16 protein-coding genes are annotated in these 16,384 nt (G+C 69.6%); 10 read left to right on the forward strand and 6 right to left on the reverse strand.

Features of this window, described 5'->3' with window-relative positions; translation table 11 throughout:
• Positions 1-155 precede the first annotated feature (155 nt).
• From VGD44_RS26015 to lpdA, 4 genes are read left to right on the forward strand one after another with little or no spacing between them, the layout of a single operon-like run.
• Positions 156-581 (forward strand): aldehyde-activating protein, encoded by a 426-nt coding sequence (locus tag VGD44_RS26015; protein WP_331091632.1) that lies wholly within the window; start codon positions 156-158, stop codon positions 579-581.
• 15 nt (positions 582-596) lie between these two features.
• The gene (locus VGD44_RS26020; protein ID WP_331091634.1) at positions 597-1,919 is read left to right on the forward strand and encodes a pyruvate dehydrogenase complex dihydrolipoamide acetyltransferase; all 1,323 of its coding nucleotides are present in this window, start codon (positions 597-599) and stop codon (positions 1,917-1,919) included.
• Between the two features lie 14 nt (positions 1,920-1,933).
• On the forward strand, positions 1,934-2,413 hold the full coding sequence (locus VGD44_RS26025; protein ID WP_331091636.1) for a glutathione peroxidase: 480 nt from the start codon (positions 1,934-1,936) through the stop codon (positions 2,411-2,413).
• Positions 2,413-3,804: a dihydrolipoyl dehydrogenase gene (gene lpdA, locus VGD44_RS26030; protein ID WP_331091638.1), complete on the forward strand. Its 1,392-nt coding sequence runs from the start codon at positions 2,413-2,415 to the stop codon at positions 3,802-3,804. The genes VGD44_RS26025 and lpdA overlap by 1 nt, the downstream gene beginning before the upstream one ends.
• Here the strand turns inward: lpdA and VGD44_RS26035 are convergent.
• Genes VGD44_RS26035 through VGD44_RS26045 form a run of 3 tightly spaced genes read right to left on the reverse strand, consistent with a single transcriptional unit; the run spans position 3,801 to position 6,199 of the window.
• A complete protein-coding gene (locus tag VGD44_RS26035; RefSeq protein WP_331091640.1) occupies positions 3,801-4,232 on the reverse strand; it encodes a hypothetical protein in 432 nt (143 codons plus the stop codon). The two genes, lpdA and VGD44_RS26035, sit on opposite strands and share 4 nt — an antisense overlap.
• A gap of 5 nt (positions 4,233-4,237) precedes the next feature.
• Positions 4,238-4,627, reverse strand: coding sequence for a DoxX family protein (locus tag VGD44_RS26040; RefSeq protein WP_331091642.1), 390 nt, complete (start codon positions 4,625-4,627; stop codon positions 4,238-4,240).
• An 18-nt stretch (positions 4,628-4,645) separates the two neighbouring features.
• Positions 4,646-6,199 carry an AMP-binding protein gene (locus VGD44_RS26045; RefSeq protein ID WP_331091643.1) on the reverse strand — a complete coding sequence of 518 codons (1,554 nt, stop codon included), beginning with the start codon at positions 6,197-6,199 and terminating at the stop codon, positions 4,646-4,648.
• 152 nt (positions 6,200-6,351) lie between these two features.
• Between VGD44_RS26045 and lipA the strand changes: the two genes are divergently transcribed.
• Both lipA and VGD44_RS26055 read left to right on the forward strand, forming a co-directional pair.
• A complete protein-coding gene (lipA, locus tag VGD44_RS26050) occupies positions 6,352-7,311 on the forward strand; it encodes a lipoyl synthase (protein ID WP_331091645.1) in 960 nt (319 codons plus the stop codon).
• Position 7,312: 1 nt separating this feature from the next.
• A complete protein-coding gene (locus VGD44_RS26055; RefSeq protein WP_331091647.1) occupies positions 7,313-7,756 on the forward strand; it encodes a type II toxin-antitoxin system RatA family toxin in 444 nt (147 codons plus the stop codon).
• Here VGD44_RS26055 and VGD44_RS26060 read toward each other — a convergent pair.
• The gene (locus VGD44_RS26060; protein WP_331091659.1) at positions 7,713-9,017 is read right to left on the reverse strand and encodes an APC family permease; all 1,305 of its coding nucleotides are present in this window, start codon (positions 9,015-9,017) and stop codon (positions 7,713-7,715) included. The genes VGD44_RS26055 and VGD44_RS26060 overlap by 44 nt on opposite strands.
• Complete coding sequence (locus tag VGD44_RS26065) at positions 9,014-9,505, reverse strand: CinA family protein (protein ID WP_331091649.1); 492 nt, start codon at positions 9,503-9,505, stop codon at positions 9,014-9,016. The genes VGD44_RS26060 and VGD44_RS26065 overlap by 4 nt, the downstream gene beginning before the upstream one ends.
• A gap of 76 nt (positions 9,506-9,581) precedes the next feature.
• On the opposite strand from VGD44_RS26065, the gene VGD44_RS26070 reads away from it, so the two are divergent.
• Complete coding sequence (locus tag VGD44_RS26070) at positions 9,582-11,870, forward strand: fused MFS/spermidine synthase (RefSeq protein ID WP_331091651.1); 2,289 nt, start codon at positions 9,582-9,584, stop codon at positions 11,868-11,870.
• Between the two features lies 1 nt (position 11,871).
• Here VGD44_RS26070 and VGD44_RS26075 read toward each other — a convergent pair whose 3' ends face one another.
• Positions 11,872-13,017, reverse strand: coding sequence for a bifunctional 2-C-methyl-D-erythritol 4-phosphate cytidylyltransferase/2-C-methyl-D-erythritol 2,4-cyclodiphosphate synthase (locus VGD44_RS26075; RefSeq protein WP_331091653.1), 1,146 nt, complete (start codon positions 13,015-13,017; stop codon positions 11,872-11,874).
• Positions 13,018-13,117: 100 nt separating this feature from the next.
• Between VGD44_RS26075 and dusB the strand changes: the two genes are divergently transcribed.
• From dusB to VGD44_RS26090, 3 genes are all read left to right on the forward strand, one after another.
• Positions 13,118-14,125 (forward strand): tRNA dihydrouridine synthase DusB, encoded by a 1,008-nt coding sequence (gene dusB, locus VGD44_RS26080; RefSeq protein WP_331091655.1) that lies wholly within the window; start codon positions 13,118-13,120, stop codon positions 14,123-14,125.
• Positions 14,122-15,237, forward strand: a complete 1,116-nt coding sequence (locus VGD44_RS26085) for a two-component system sensor histidine kinase NtrB (protein ID WP_414694732.1) — start codon at positions 14,122-14,124, stop codon at positions 15,235-15,237. Before dusB ends, VGD44_RS26085 begins: the two co-directional genes overlap by 4 nt.
• The coding region (locus VGD44_RS26090; protein WP_331091657.1) for a sigma 54-interacting transcriptional regulator at positions 15,234-16,384 on the forward strand (1,151 nt) is incomplete at its 3' end. The genes VGD44_RS26085 and VGD44_RS26090, both read left to right, overlap by 4 nt.

A 16,384-nucleotide genomic window follows, 5' to 3' on the forward strand; every position in this document is an offset into this window, starting at 1 on the left:
AGCTTCTACCGGCCGCGGTCCAACCCCGACGGCTGGAGCGTGAACGCGCGCTGCCTCGACACGGTCGAGGGGCTGGAGCTGGTGATCGAGGCCTTCGACGGCCAGAACTGGGAGGCGAACGGCGCAAGCCTGTCGCACCTCTCGAAGGAGCACGCATGAGGCGGCTGCACGGCCAATGCCACTGCGGGGCGGTGCGCGTCGAGATCGAGGGCGTGGAGGCGGCCGAACTGCCCCTGCGCGCCTGCCAGTGCGGCTTCTGCCGCCGTCACGGGGCGCTGTCGACCAGCCACCCCGACGCGACGATCACCTTCGCCGGGTCGCAACTGATCCACTACCGCTTTGGCCAACGCCGGTCGGACTACCTGATCTGTGCGGCCTGCGGCTGCTACGTCGGCGCCGAGACCGAGATCGACGGCGCCCGCTACGCGATCCTGAACGTGCGCGGCGTCGACCTGCCCGGGTTCGACGGCCGCGAGCCCCAGCCGATGGACTACGAGGACGAGACGCCCGAGGTGCGCGCCCAGCGCCGCAAGGCCCGCTGGTCTCCCGCCGACATCACCGAACTTCAACCGAGCGCCTGAGAGCCCGGAGACGACATGCCGATCGACGTCCTGATGCCCGCCCTGTCGCCCACCATGGAGGAGGGAACCCTCGCCAAGTGGCACGTGAAGAAGGGCGATACGGTGAAGTCCGGCGACGTGATCGCCGAGATCGAGACCGACAAGGCCACCATGGAGGTGGAAGCCGTCGACGAGGGCGTGGTCGAGGACATCCTCATCGCCGAAGGGACCGAAGGCGTGAAGGTCAACACGCCGATCGCCCGGCTGGCCGGAGAGGGCGACGCCGCGCCGGCTCCCGCACCCAAGGCGGAGGCGGCCCCGGCCAAGGCGCCTGAGCCCGCCAAGGCGCCCGAACCCGCGAAGGCGGAAGCGCCCAAGCCTGCGGCGGCTCCGGCGACGGCCCCCGCGCCAGCTCCGGCCAAGGCCGCCGACGGCGGGCGGATCTTCGCCTCGCCGCTGGCCCGCCGGCTGGCCGAGCAGAAGGGCGTCGACCTCTCGGCGGTGGCCGGCAGCGGTCCGCACGGCCGGATCGTGAAGGCCGACGTCGACAAGGCCCAGCCGGGCGCCGCCAAACCCGCTCCGGCTGCGGCGCCAGCTGCGGCTCCGTCAGCTGTGCCCGCAGCCGCGCCGCGCGAGCACAAGACGCTCGAGCAGATGGGCATCGCGCCCGGCAGCTACGACCTCATTCCGCTGGACGGCATGCGCAAGACGGTGGCGCGGCGGATGACCGACAGCTTCCGCGACGTGCCGCACTTCCCGCTCACCATCGACATCGAGATCGACGAGCTCCTGGCGGCGCGAACCAAGATCAACGGCCTGCTCGAGAAGTCGGGTGTGAAGGTCAGCGTCAACGACATCGTCATGAAGGCGGCGGCCACCGCGCTGATGAAGGTGCCCGAGGCGAATGCGTCGTACTCGCCCGAGGGCATCGCGATGCACCACCATGCGGACATCGCCATGGCGGTGGCGATCCCCGGCGGCCTGATTACGCCGATCATCCGCAAGGCCGAGACCAAGGGCCTGGCGCAGATCGCCACCGAGGCCAAGGACCTGGCGGCCCGCGCCCGGGACAAGAAGCTGAAGCCCGACGAGTTCCAGGGCGGCACCTTCAGCGTCTCCAACCTCGGCATGTTTGGCATCAAGACCTTCGCCTCGATCATCAACGAGCCGCAGGGCGCGATCCTGTCGGTCGGTGCGGGCGAGAAGCGGGCCGTGGTGAAGGGCGATCAGATCGTCGTCGCAAACGTCATGAGCGTCACGATGACCTGCGACCACCGCGTGGTGGACGGCGCCGTCGGCGCCCGCTTCCTGGCGGCCTTCAAGGAGATGCTGGAAGAGCCGCTGCGGATGATCGTCTGAGCGGAGCGGGGGCGATGAGCAGCATCTACGACTTCACGGCCGAGACCATCGACGGCGCGCCGGTTCCGCTCAGCGACTACCGCGACAAGGTGGTGCTGATCGTCAACACCGCCAGCCAGTGTGGGTTCACGCGCCAGTACGCCGGGCTGGAAGAACTCTACCGCAAGCACCGCGACCGCGGTTTCGTCGTCCTGGGCTTCCCCTGCAACCAGTTCGGCGCGCAGGAGCCGGGCGACGCGGACGAGATCAAGACCTTCTGCTCGCTGACCTACGACGTGGACTTCCCGATGATGCGGAAGATCGACGTGAACGGCCCGAAGGCCCATCCGCTCTACGCCTATCTGAAGGCGGCCAAGAAGGGCGTGCTCGGCACCGAGGGGATCAAGTGGAACTTCACGAAGTTCCTGGTCGACCGGACGGGCCGTGTCATCGGCCGCTTCGCTCCTACCGTTGAACCCAAGGCGCTCGAGGGCGCGATTTCGAGGTTGCTCTGATGGCCGACGCCTTCGACGTCATCGTGATCGGTTCGGGTCCGGGCGGCTACGTCACCGCGATCCGGGCGACGCAGCTGGGATTCAAGACGGCCATCGTGGAGCGGTCCGAGCTGGGCGGCATCTGCTTGAACTGGGGCTGCATCCCCACCAAGGCGCTGCTGAAGTCGGCCGAGGTCTACGAGCAGCTCGACCATCTGAAGGACTATGGCCTGTCAGTGGAGAAGCGCGGCTTCGACTTTGCCGCCGTGGTGCAACGCTCGCGCAAGGTAGCGGCGCAGCTGAACTCGGGCGTCACCTTCCTGATGAAGAAGCACAAGATCGAGGTGGTCGAGGGCTTCGCCAAGCTGGAGAAGGGCGGCTCGGCGCCGACCGTCGTGGTGGGCTCGCGCAAGCTGACGGCCAAGCACGTGATCATCGCCACGGGCGCGCGGGCGCGGGAAATCCCCGCCATCGGGCTGGAAGCGGACGGCGAACGCGTCTGGACGTACCGCGACGCGCTGGTCCCGAAGACGGCGCCGAAGTCGCTGGTAGTGATTGGATCGGGCGCGATCGGCATGGAATTCGCCAGTTTCTACCGGGCCTTGGGCGCGGAAGTTACGGTCGTCGAGATGCTGCCGCGCATCCTGCCGGTCGAGGACGAAGAGGTCTCCAAGGCCGCGCACAAGAGCTTCGAGAAGCGGGGCATCAAGTTCCGCGTGCCGGCCAATGTGAAGAAGCTGACCAAGACCAAGACTGGCGTCGCCGTCGAGATCGAGGCCGGCGGCAAGGCAGAGACCCTGGAGGCCGACGTCGCCATCGTGGCGGTCGGCATCGTCGGCAACGTCGAGGACATGGGCCTGGAGGCCCTGGGCGTGAAGATCGACCGCACGCACATCGTCACCGATAGCCACGGCGGCACCGGCGTGCCGGGCCTCTACGCCATCGGCGACGTGGCGGGGCCGCCCTGGCTCGCGCACAAGGCCAGCCACGAGGGCGTGCACTGCGTCGAGCACATCGCCGGCCTGAAGCCCACGAACCTCAGTTCTCCGATCCCGGGCTGCACCTACACGACCCCGCAGGTGGCCTCGGTGGGCCTGACCGAGGCGCAGGCCAAGGAACAGGGGCTGGAGCCGAAGGTGGGCCGTTTCCCGTTCCGCGTGAACGGCAAGGCGATCGCGGCGAGCGACACCGACGGCTTCGTGAAGACGGTCTTCGACGGCAAGACCGGCGCGCTGATCGGCGCCCACATGATCGGCCACGAGGTCACCGAGATGATCCAGGGCTTCGCGCTGGCGATGACCCTGGAGGCGACCGAGGCCGAGCTGCACGCGACGGTCTTCCCGCACCCGACAATGAGCGAGGCGATGCACGAGGCGTCCTTGGACGCCTACGGCAAGGTGCTGCACATCTAGACCTGCAGCGCGAGCCTGCGCGGCAGGGTGGCGAGTGCGGGCGGCAGCGCCGCAACCGCGCCGCAGGTCGCCATGTAGATCGTAAGGCCGCGGATTTCGCCGGTCGATTCAAGCGTGCCGAGGGCGACGAGCGGTACGACCATGGCCGCCGCCGAGGTCGCGCCGACGATGCAGCAGATTAAGACGTAGGCCACAGGGCCTCGCCGCGTCAGCCAGGCCAGAGTGGCGGCGATGCCGGTGGCCAGCGCCGGCGCGAGCCCTACGACGTAGGCGCCCCACAGCATGATGCTCGCCACCTCGCGCGGGTCGTCGGTTCCGGTCCTGGCCTCGGCCGGCATCTGCAGGTAGGCGGCCAACGCGCCCACGAGCGGGCCCAGGCCCACGAAGAGCGCAAAGAGCAGAAGGGTGGGCGGCCGGGTCCGCCACATCTGTCTTAGGTCCGCTTCCGCACCACCGAGTCGAGGCTCCACGGGCCGGGACCGGCGAAGACCAGGTAGAAGAACACGAAGCTGTAGAGCACCGCCGCCTCGCCCATATTCAGCGCCGGGGCCCAGTGCTGCGGCGCATGGGCCATGAAGTAGGCGACCGCCATCTGGCCCGAGCAGAGGAAGGCCGCGGCGCGCGTGAAGAGACCGAGCGCGATCAGGCCGCCGCCCACGACCTCGATCCAGGCCGCCGCGACGAGAAGCATCGGCAGCGGATCCGGGACGCCCGGCTGTGGCGCGGGGAAGTCGAACAGCTTCATCAAGCCGTGCTCCATGAAGAGCAGGGCGGTGATGATGCGCAGCACGCTCAGCACGCGCGGGGACCAGGTCGCCAGCATCGCCGTCTCCTTTTTTGGTCAGGCTGCCTTCGTGAGCTCTGTGTCAACGATACGCTGCAGGGCCACGTAGTCGGTCTTGCCCGTACCCAGCACCGGGATCTCGGGCACCCGGATGATCTTGCGCGGCACGGCCAGCTCGGGCGCGCCGATCCGCTGGGCGTGGGCCACCAGGGCGCCCGGCTCGGCGTCGCGGCGGTCGGTGACGAGGATCAGGCGCTCGCCCTTCTTCGGATCGGGCAGGGCGACCACGGCGTGGCGGCAGTCGGGCCAGACGGCCGCCGCCAGGTCTTCGGCGGCTGTCAGCGAAACCATCTCGCCGCCCACCTTCGCGAAGCGCTTCACGCGGCCCAGGATCTTGATCCAATTGTCGTCCGAGAGGGACACCACGTCGCCGGTGTCATGCCAGCCGCCCGCGGGCGGTTCGATCCCGCCGTCGGGCTTCAGGTAGCCGGCCATGATGTTGGGCCCACGCACCAGCAGCTTGCCGCCGCCCGGGATGCCTTCGACTGCCTCCAGCCGCACCTCAATGCCCGGCAGCAGGCCGCCGACCGTGCCGCGGCGGTTGTCGGTGGGCGTGTTCACCGCGATCACCGGCGAGGCCTCGGTAGCGCCGTAGCCTTCCAGCAGCGGGATCGGCCCAAACTTCTGGGCGATCAGGTTGTGGGTCTCTTCCCGCACCTTCTCGGCCCCGCAGACCACGAACGTCAGGCCGGACAGTTCGTCGGGCTCGGCCGAGCGGGCGTACTGGTTGATGAAGGTGTCGGTGGCGAAGAGGACGTTCGCCTTGGTGTCCTTCACCAGCGCCGGGATCTGCTTGATGTGCAGCGGTGACGGATACTGGAACGCCTTCATCCCCTCGAAGATCGGCAGCAGCGCGCCGCCGGTCAGGCCGAAGCAGTGGAAGATCGGCAGCGGGTTGAAGAACACCCAACTCGGGTCGAGCGGGATGTGCTGGGCCACCTGGCGGGCGTTGGCCACCAGGTTCGAGTGGCTGAGCACCACGCCGCGCGGCGCGCCGAAACTGCCCGAGGTGAAAAGGATCACGCCCGGGTCCGAGGGGCTGAGCGGAGTGCGGAACTGCCGGGGCAGCGCGCCGGCGGCCGCGGCGAACAGACGGTCAGACAGGCCCACCGTCTTCCGGACGTCCTCGAGGTAGACCACGTTCGTCCGTGTCTCGAGCGCGTCGATCAGGTCGTGCAGCTTGCCCTGTTCGACGAAGCGGTGGGACGTGAGCACCGTCTTCACGCCAGCTAGGTCGCAGGCCGCCTTCAGGTTCCGGATGCCGGCCGTGAAGTTCAGCATCGTGGGGATGCGGCCGAAGGCATGCAGCGCAAAGAAGGTCACCACCCCGCCCGAACTGGACGGCAGCATGACGCCCACGCGCTCGCCCTTCCGCGTGAAGGCGGCGATCTTCTTGCCGAGCGCGAACGAGGCCCGGATCAGGTCCAGATAGGAGAGGGGATTGCGCTCCTGGTCCTCCAGGATCGGCTTCTTGAGTCCGTATTTCCGTGACGCTGCGATGAGCGCATCGAAGACCGTGGACTGCGCCTTGGCGCTGTCGAACGCACGCAAGAGCGGCGCCTCCCGTTATTTTCGTTGGCGGGACCCTAGCCCTCGGAGTCGGCGCTGAAAAGATCGGTAACCGGCGGTGAGCGAAGCTTGACCGTACGGGCGCGTCACAGCGGCGGCTTGATCCCGCGGCCCGGACGGACGATCTAGGGGCCATGGCCGTCGTCATCGACACCCTGAACCAGCGCCCGCGGCACCCCGAGAAGCAGAACCGGCCGGACACGCCGATCCTGCGCAAGCCCGAGTGGCTGCGCGTGCGCGCGCCCGGCTCGCCCGGCTACAACGCCACACGCGAGATCGTGAAGGGCCACGGCCTTGTCACGGTGTGCGAGGAGGCCGCCTGCCCGAACATCGGCGAGTGCTGGTCGAAGAGCCACGCCACCATGATGATCATGGGCGAGATCTGCACGCGGGCCTGCTCCTTCTGCAACGTGGCGACCGGCAAGCCGAACGCGCTCGACCCGACCGAACCGGCGCGCGTCGCCGACGCCGTGGCCAAGATGGGCCTCAAGCACGTGGTCATCACCTCGGTGGACCGCGACGACCTGGCGGACGGCGGGGCGGCGCACTTCGCGGCCGTGGTGCGCGCGATCCGGGTCGCGTCGCCCGGCACGACGGTGGAGATCCTGACCCCGGACTTCCTGCGCAAGCCGTTGGCCGCGGTGCTCGAAGTGATTGACGCCAGGCCCGACGTCTTCAACCACAACCTCGAGACGGTGCCGCGGCTCTACCTCTCGATCCGGCCGGGCGCGCGCTACTACAACTCCCTGCGCCTGCTGGAGCGGGTGAAGGAGCGCGATCCGCAGCAGTTCACCAAGTCCGGCATCATGGTTGGCCTCGGCGAGGCCAAGGAAGAGGTGATGCAGGTGATGGACGACATGCGCTCGGCCGGCGTCGACTTCATCACCATCGGCCAGTACCTGCAGCCCACTCGCAAGCACGCGCCCATCGACCGCTTCGTCCATCCGGACGAGTTCAAGGCCTACGAGGAGATCGCCCGGGCCAAGGGCTTCCTGGTGGTCTCGGCCAGCCCGCTGACCCGCTCGTCGCACCATGCCGACGAGGACTTCGCCCGGCTGCAGGAAGCGCGGCGGGCCAAGGAAGCGGCCGCCTAAATTGCATCACCACGTCTCGCGCGTGCTGCCCTACACGCCGGATCAGCTGTTCAGGCTGGTGGGCGACGTGAACCGCTATCCCGAGTTCGTGCCGTGGATCACGTCGATGCGAACCTGGAACCCGCGGACGCTGGGCGAGGGCGTGGAGAGCCTGGACGCCGAGGCTGGCGTCGGCTTCTCGTTCCTGAAGGAGCGGTTCGCAACGCGGGTCCACCGCGATGCGGGCGCGAAGCAGATCGACGTCAACCTGCTGTCGGGCCCTTTCCGCAAGCTGACCAACCGCTGGCGGTTCCTGGACGACCCGGCGGGGACGCGGATCGAGTTCGACATCGATTTCCAGTTCAAGTCGCGCCTTCTGGAGGGCCTGCTCAGGGCCAATTTCCATCACGCCGTCGACCGCCTCATGGGCTGCTTCGAAGATCGCGCGAAAGCGCTCTACGGGTAAGCGCCCAGAGGACGAGGCCGGCGGCGAGGACGATCGCCAGAGCCGGCAGCTCCTTCATCGCGCCCAGCACCAGAACGCCGGTGAACAGCGCCGCGGTGAAGAGGGCGATCGGACCGCGCAGGGGGAGCGCGAACTTCGGCGCGGGCGCGTCGGCGCGGCGCGAGAGGCTCCAGAGCGAGATGCAGCAGAGGATGTAGCCCGTCAGCCGGGCGGCCGTGGCGATGGTGAGCGAAGTCAGGAGGTCGCTGGCCATGGCGAACCCGAACGCCAGCACGCTCGAGATGACGATCGCGATGTGCGGCGTGCGCCAGCGCGAATGCACCTGGGCCAGCCATTGCGGGAGTTGATCTTGTTCCGCGAGCGCCAGCAGCATGCGGGGCATCGAGATGGTGATGACCAGGATGGTGCCGACGATCACCGCGAGGGCTCCCGCGGAGACGGCCACGGCGCCGGCCGAGCCGAAAAGCTGGCGGCCCACCTCGGCCAGCGGGCGGTCGTTGGCGGCCGGCTGGTCGAGGACGCCCATGCAGACCAGCAGCACCGCGGCGTAGGCGAAGGTGACGGCGGCGACCCCGCCGATCAGGGCGGCTGGCACGTCGCGCTGCGGGTCGCGCGCCTCGCCCGCTACGACCGAGGCCCGCTCGAAGCCGGAGTAGGCGAAGAGGTAGATCAGCATCGCCTGGGCGAAGGTGATCGTGTCCGGCAGCGCGGTCGCGATGGTGAGGCGGTCGGCCTGGACGAACCAGATCCCCGCCGCGGCGAAGGCGATGACGAAACCGATTTTCAGGACGATCAGCAGGTTGCTGGCGCGTGCCGACTGGCGGATGCCGACGAGGACGATGCCGGTCAGCACGGCTCCCAAGGCGCCGATCGTAAGGTAGCGCGGCAGACCGGCCTCCAGCGCTGGAACGAAGCCCGCCAGGTAGGTCACGAACAGCGACGACAGCGTCGCGACCGACATCGCCTGGCTGAACCACATCAGCCAGCCCACGGCGAAGGCGGGCAGGGCGGGCAGCCCGGCGCGGGCGTAGAGGTAGGGTCCCCCGGTGCCCGAGAAGCGGCTGGAGAGGTCGGCGAAGCAGAGGATCAGCGGCGTCAGCGCCAGCGCGGCGGCGGCCAGCACAACGAAGCTCCAGCCGCCGGCCAGCGCGTACACCTTGGCCGGCGCGGCCAGCATGCCGGCCCCGATCATGGCGTTGAGCACGATGCCAGTCAGGTCCCGGCGGCGCAGGGCGCGGAGGAGGTGAGGGGCCTCGCTCAGGTGAGCCGGTCCCGCAACATCTGCAGGGCGGCCTGCACGGCCGCGAGTTGGACGCCCACGCGGGTGTCCTCCTCGAAGAAGAGCTCTTCGTGCATCAGGCGCTGGTTCGAGCGGGCGGTGGCGATGTGGACCGTCCCGACCGGCTTCAGCGGCGTGCCGCCGCCGGGGCCCGCGACACCCGTGATCGCGACGGCGAGGTGGGCGTTGGAGGCCTCGAGCGCGCCCTCGGCCATCATCCGCGCCACCGGCTCGGACACGGCGCCCAGGTCGGCGATCAGGTCGCCCGGCACGCCCAGGAGCTCCTGTTTGGCGCGGTTGGAGTAGGTGACGAAACCCCGCTCGAACACGTCGGACGAGCCCGGGATCGAGCAGATCGCGCCAGCCACGAGCCCGCCGGTGCAGCTCTCGGCGGTGACGATCCGCAGGGACCGCTCCCGCGCCTCGTCGATGAGGAGGCGGGCAAGCGTCACGATCTCCAGGTTGAACATAGGCCCGAACGTCCCTCTACTCACGGTCACGCACTGAGCACCGCACGTCCCCTCCGATCAAGGCGATTCGAGCTCCATGACCACGCTTGCTGCCGAGGCCGCCGACCGGCGGGCTCCGCCCGCTCTGTTCGTGCTGACGGTCTTCACCAGCGCCGCCCTGGTGTTCCTCGTGCAGCCCATGGTGGCCAAGCTGGTGCTGCCGCTGCTGGGCGGCAGCCCGTCGGTCTGGAACACGTCGATGGCGTTCTTCCAGATCGCGCTGCTGGCCGGCTACTTCTACGCCCACCTGCTGCAGCGGCTGCCTTCGGTGCGCGCGCAGGCGATGACACACGTCGCCGCCTTGATCGTGGCGGCGGCGGCCCTGCCCCTGCGCGTGAACGGTCTGGCCGGCCCGCCGTCGACCGACCATCCGAACCTCTGGCTGCTGGCGGTGCTGACGCTCTCCATCGGGGCGCCGTTCGCGATCCTGTCGGCCACCGCGCCGCTCGTGCAGGCCTGGCACGCGCGCACCATCGGGGCGGCCGAGGGCAAGGAGCCGTATGCGCTCTACGCCGCCAGCAACCTGGGAAGCCTCATCGCGCTTCTGGCCTACCCGCTGGTGATGGAGCCGCTGACCTCGCTGGTCGGCCAGCGCTACGGCTGGAGCAGCGGCTACGTGGCCTTCGTGCTGATCATCGGCGCGCTGGCGGTGGCGGTGTCGCGGGTCCGGGCGGCGAGCGTGGAGCGCGCCGTCGCCACGACGCCGGCGCCCAGCTGGCGCGACCGGATCGCCTGGGTGGCGCTGGCGGCGATCCCGTCCAGCCTGATGCTGGGTGTGACCACCTACATCACGACCGACGTGGCCTCGGCGCCGTTCCTGTGGGTGCTGCCGCTCGCGCTGTACCTGACCACCTTCATCATCGCGTTCCAGGAGAAGCCGGTCATCTCACTGGAGCTGACGCTCACCCTGCAGGGCGCGGCGCTGGCAGCCTGTGCGGCCATGCTGCCGTTCCGCTCGACCGAGTTCACGGTGCAGTTCGCCATTCAGCTCCTGGCGTTCTTCCTGACGGCGCTGATGTGCCACCAGCGGCTGGTGGCCCACCGGCCCGATCCCGCGCACCTGACTGTGTTCTACCTGTGTCTGTCGCTGGGCGGTGTGGTCGGCGGCGCCTTCAACGCCTTCCTGGCGCCGGTGATCTTCGACAACGTCTGGGAGTACCCGTTGGTCCTGGCGCTCGCCTGCCTGGCGCGGCCGTGGGGCGACCTGCACAAGATCCCAATCTGGGTCTGGACGATGCTGACCCTGGGCGTCCTGGCCGCCGTGGCCACGCCCATTGCCGTATATCTCGCCAGCGGCCGCCTCACGCAGGACCCGATCATCGGCGCGTTAGACCAGTCCGAGATCTTCGACATGGGCGTGAAGGTGCTGCTGCTCTGCTCGGTGCTGTCGGCCTTTCTGATCCGCCGGTGGGCGATTCTCATGTTCGCGGTCGTCGCGGTCATGTCGTACGCCTCCGAGGTGGCGGCCGACCGGGTCGACACCCGCAAGACCTGGCGCAGCTTCTTCGGCGTGCTGCGCCAGTCCGAGACCTACGTCCCGAGCATGAATAGCCAGGTCAAGATGCTCGCGCACGGCACGACCCTGCACGGCGCCCAGGCCCAGGATCCGAAGCAGATGTGCGCGCCGCTGGTCTACTACACGCCGCGCACGCCGATCGGGCAGGTGTTCACCGCAAGCCAGCGGCAGAAGCAGAACCTCCGCATCGGCGCCGTGGGTCTGGGAACCGGATCCGTCGCCGCCTACGTGCGGGAAGGCGATCATCTGACGTTCTTCGAGATCGATCCGCTGGTGATCCGCATCTCCAGTGATCCGACGAACTTCAGCTACACGAGCCTCTGCGCGAAGAGCCTCGTCGACTACACGGTGGGCGATGCGCGCCTGACCGTGGCCAAGCAGCCGGCCGACAGCTTCGACATCCTCCTGATCGACGCCTTCTCGTCCGACGCGGTGCCGGCGCACCTGCTTACGGTCGAGGCGGTGCGAGGCTACTTGACCAAGCTCAAGCCCGACGGCGTGCTGATCCTGCACCTGTCGAACCGCAACCTCGATCTCATGAACCCCGCCCAGGCCGTGGCTCGGGCCGCCGGGGGTCATGCGGCCGCGCAGAGCTATCGGCCGCCGGAGAACGACCCGAAGGGCGCCTGGGAGTCGCCCGAGGACGCGGTGATCATCACCCGCAATGCCGCGGCGCTGGCGCCGTACCTGGCGAGCGGGACATGGAAGCCCGGCGATCCGTTCAAGGCGCGGCCCTGGACCGACGACTATACGAACCTCGCAGGCTCGCTCTACGCGAGGCTGAAGGACAGGTGGAGCTGGCTGCCCTGAGCTAGAGCGGCGTCTCGACCGCGACGACGGCCTGGGCCATCAGGCCCTCCTCGCGGCCGGTGAAGCCCATGCCCTCGGTCGTGGTGGCCTTCACGCTGACCCGGTCGGCCGGGAGGCCGAGCAGTTCTGCGATGCGCGCGCGCATGGCGTCGCGGTGCGGACGGATCTTGGGACGCTCGCAGATCAGGGTGACGTCGGCGTTGAGGATCCGGCCGCCTCGGGCCGCCACGCGGCTGACGGCGTGCGTCAGGAAGCGGTCGGACGAAGCGCCCTTCCACTGCGGATCGGAGGGCGGGAAATGCTCGCCGATATCGCCGTCGGCGATCGCCCCCAGAACGGCGTCGGTCAGCGCGTGCAGCCCGCAGTCGGCATCGGAATGGCCCACCAGGCCCAGGTCGTGCTGGATGCGGATGCCGCACAGCCATACGACATCGCCGGGGCCGAACCGGTGGGCGTCGATGCCCTGGCCCATGCGGACGATGCGCCGGCCCGCCGCAAGCTGCTCGGCCATGAGGAAGTCCTCGGGGTAGGTCAGCTTCATGAGCATCGGGTCGCCCGGGACCATGGCGACGTGCCCCCCGGCGCGCTCCACGACCGACGCGTCGTCGGTGGGCTCCTCTCCGGCCGGCCAGCGGCGGTAGGCGGCCTTCAGCTTGCCCGACCGGAACGCCTGGGGCGTCTGAGCCCGCCAGAGGCCGTCGCGGGAGACCGTCTCGTCCACAAGGCCGTCGCCGCGCTTCAGGGTGTCGGGGACCGGTAGGGTGGGGATTGCCCCGTCGGCCAGATCCAGCGCCGCCAGCAGTCGGGCGACGTGGGCGCTCGACACGAACGGCCGCGCGGCGTCGTGGATCAGGACCGGCTGAGTCCGGTGGGCCGTGATGGCGGCCAGGCCCGCCTGGACCGATTCGGCGCGCGTCTTGCCCCCGGTGACGGCCTTCCAGCCCTCGAGCCCGATCAGTGCTTCGTCGGCGTGGGGGAGGCGGTCGCGGGCCACCACGACCACCACCTCGCGCGCGCCGGCGGCCAGCAAACCCTCTACCGACCAGCGAACGATGGGGCGGCCGCCCAGTTGGCGCCAGGCCTTGGGCTCACCGGGGCCGGCGCGGAGACCCTCGCCTGCGGCGACGACGACGGCTGAAAAGCTCATGCGTCGGCTTTACGGAACCGCGACGCTTCGCGCCAGCTTTCCGGGCTTTACGGCGCTGCAACATTCTGCCTAGAAATAGGGCGTTGAGGATGACTAGAAAATGAGCAGTTCGCTCGACATCGGTGGCGTCGCAGTTCCGGGGCGGGTGTGGATCGCGCCGATGACGGGCGTGTCCGACCTTCCGTTCCGCCGCGCCGCCAGCCAGCTGGGGGCGGCCTACGTGTCGACCGAGATGGTCGCGTGCGCCGAATTCGCGAAAGGCCGCCCCGACGTGGTCCGCCGCGCGGCCGTGGGCGCGGGCCTGCCCCTGACGGTCATCCAGCTTGTGGGGCGCGATCCCGACGCAATCGCCGACGGCGCGCGGCTCGCCGAGCGGGCGGGCGCCGAGATCATCGACCTCAACTTCGGCTGCCCGGCGCGGGAAGTGACCGGCGGCCACGGCGGGTCGGCCCTGATGCGCGAGCCCGAGCTGGCGACCGAATTGATGGCCGCGGCGGTCGGAGCTGTGGCGACGCCGATCACCGTCAAGATGCGGCTGGGCTGGGACGACGCCAATCGCAACGCGCCCGATCTGGCCGTCCGGGCCGAGGCGCTGGGCGTGAAGGCGATCACGGTCCACGGCCGGACGCGTTGCCAGTTCTACAAGGGCAAGGCCGACTGGGGGGCGATCCGACCGGTGAAGGACGCTGTGGGGATTCCGGTGATCGCCAACGGCGACATCGTCGACGGATCGAGCGCCCGGAGGGCCCTCGCGCAGTCGGGCGCGGACGCGGTGATGGTCGGCCGCGGCGTCTACGGCAAGCCATGGATTGCGGCGCAGATCGAGGCCGAGCTGGACGGGCGGCCGTTCGAGGAGCCTGCCGCGGAGGCGCGGCTGGCCATCGCCGTCGCCCACCTGCGCGACAGCTTGGACTTCTACGGCGAGCGCCTGGGTCTGCGGATCTTCCGCAAGCACCTGGCCGCCTACATCGAGAACGCCCCGCAGCCGGCGGATCCGCAGGCCCGGAGAGAGGCTCGCGCCGCCCTCTGCCGCCTGGAGGACGCCCGGTCGGTCGAGCAGGGGCTGGCGGCGCTCTGGGCGCGTCTCGGCCACAGGCTCGCGGCATGACCGGGACCACGCGACTGCGCGAGAAGGGCGCGGACATGGACGCCCTGAAGGCGGCGGCCTTCGAGCTGTCGCCCGACCCGTCGCTGGTGGTGAGCGCCGACGGGGCGTTGGTGGCGGTGAACGAGGCGGCCGAGACCCTGTTCGGCCAGGGGCTGGGGCTTCTGGCCCGCGGGCGGTTCCGTGCGGCCCTGCCGCCGGGCTCGGCGCTGGTCTCGCTGCTGAACCGGGCGATCGACGAGGGCGCCCGGGTGCGCGAGCGCGGCGTTCACATCAGCTTGTTCGGCCTGCCGCCGTTCGAGGCCGACGGCGCGGCGGCGCCGCTGGGCGACGGGTCGGTGCTGCTCACCCTCACGGTGAAGAACGGTCTGGGCGTCGAGCGCGGCGCGCACGAGGCGGCTGGCCTGCGCTCGCTGGTGGGCCTGGGCCGCATGCTGGCGCACGAGATCAAGAATCCACTGGCCGGCATCCGCGGCGCGGCCCAGCTCCTGAAGTCGGGCGCCAAGGCCGAGGACGCGCCGCTGGCGCAGCTGATCGTCGACGAGACCGACCGCGTGCGCCGCCTGGTCGACCGGATGGAGGCGTTCTCGGATGACGCCCTGCCGTCGCTGACGCCGATCAATATCCATCAGATCCTGGACCGGGTCCGGGCGCTCGCCGCCAACGGCGTCGCCGACGGCCTCGGCCTGAGGGAATTCTATGACCCCTCGCTGCCGCCCGTGCTGGGTGACGAGGACCAGTTGATCCAGGTGTTCCTGAACTTGGTGAAGAACGCCTCGGAGGCCGCCCACGCCCGCGGCGACGACCGTGGAGAGGTGACCATCCACACCGCCTACCGCCACGGCGTCCGCGTGCGCTCGGCCAAGGGTCAGGCGCTGCGCGGCGCGCCGATCGAGGTGCGCATCCAGGACAACGGCCCTGGCGTGCCCGAGCACATCCGCGAGAGCCTCTTCCAGCCCTTCGTCACCTCCAAGGCCAACGGCGCGGGCCTGGGCCTGGCGCTGGTGGCCAAGCTGGTCGCCGGCCATGGCGGCCTGATCGATTTCGAATCCGAGCCCGGCCGCACGGTCTTCCGCGTGCTGCTTCCGATCGCTTCCGAGGACGTCACGGCATGAACGCTGCTTCGAAGAAGATCCTGATCGCCGACGACGACTCCTCGATCCGGCTGGTGTTGAGCCAGGCCTTCACGCGGCTGGGCTATCAGGTCCGCGCGACGGGCAACGCGACCACGCTGCTCAAGTGGGTGACCGACGGCGAGGGCGACCTCGTGGTCACCGACGTGGTGATGCCCGACGAGAATGTCTTCGACGTGCTGCCGCGCATCAAGAAGCAGCGTCCGAAGCTGCCCGTCATCGTGATGAGCGCCCAGAACAACCTGATCACCGCGGTCAACGCGGCCGAGGTGGGCGCCTTCGAATATGTGCCGAAGCCCTTCGACCTAGACGACATGACGTCGGCGGCGCGCCGGGCGCTGTCGCGACCGGCGGACGCCGAGGCCGCCAAGGCCCAGGCCCGTGCTGTCCGTGACGACCGCCTGCCGCTGATCGGGCGCTCAGGCCCGATGCAGGACGTCTACCGAACGGTCGCGCGGCTGGTGGGCGCGGACCTGACGGTGCTGATCACCGGCGAGAGCGGCACCGGCAAGGAGCTGGTGGCGCGGGCGCTGCACGACATGGGCCGGCGGCGGGACGGTAAGTTCGTGGTCATCAACCTGGCCGCCACGCCGCGCGAACGGGTGGAGAGCGAGCTCTTCGGCAAGGAAGAGGGCAACTACGGCAAGCTGGTCGAGGCCGACGGCGGCACCCTGTTCCTGGACGAGATCGGCGACATGCCGTTGGACGCCCAGACGCGCCTGCTGCGCGTGATCGACGGCTCGGAGCCGACGCTGAACCCCAAGACGGGCCGGCGGCCGAACATGCGGATCATCGCGGCCACCAATCGCGACCTGCGCGCGCTGATCCAGCAGGGGCTGTTCCGCGAGGACCTGTTCTTCCGGCTGAACGTGGCCCCGCTGCGCATCCCGCCGCTGCGCGACCGGGCCGAGGACATCCCCGACCTCGCCCGCGCCTTCCTGCTGCGCGCCAACCGCGAGGGCCTGCCGTCCAAGACCATCGACGCCAACGCCCTGGAACGCCTGAAGCGGCACGCGTGGCCGGGCAACGTGCGTGAGCTCGAGAACCTGGTGCGGCGCATCTGCGCGCTCTATGGCGAAGACCTGATCACCGCGCGGATCGTGGAGAAGGAACTCGCCGACCAGCAGCC

The organism is Phenylobacterium sp., from assembly GCF_036402295.1.
Lineage (GTDB): Bacteria > Pseudomonadota > Alphaproteobacteria > Caulobacterales > Caulobacteraceae > Phenylobacterium.